Genomic DNA, 356 nt, shown 5'->3' on the forward strand with positions numbered 1-356 from the left:
AGCACGTGGCGGCCCGAACGTGCACCGCATAAAGGGCTTGACACGCCGTTTGATAGCGTCCATACTACAGACTCTTACCCACTAAGGACAATGAAATGAGTACGAAACTGGTTTCACTCACGCTCGACATTCCGCATGCACTCGTCTACAGCCTGATGGATCGCGCGCAATACGAGTGTTCCGAATGGGCCGGGGTCACGGCCGAAGAATACGCAGAAGCCGACGAACACGGCTACACGCCCCCGCGCGTGCTGACGGTGGATGAGTACGGCGACGAGGAAAAGCCGCAGAGCACGCGGCGGCTTGCGCTGGACGAGGTTACGGAGGGCATCCGCCGCGTCCTGCTCAACGATATG

At 59.6% G+C, this 356-nt stretch carries 1 protein-coding gene; it reads left to right on the forward strand.

Going from position 1 to position 356, the window contains the following annotated elements; genetic code table 11:
* Window positions 1–95: 95 nt before the first annotated feature.
* Window positions 96–356, forward strand: a 261-nt coding sequence (locus tag AC1RPN_RS08670; RefSeq protein ID WP_481763788.1) for a hypothetical protein, incomplete at its 3' end; no start/stop codon positions are given.

It is taken from the genome of Dellaglioa sp. CoH-57-MRSF-20, from assembly GCF_056781955.1.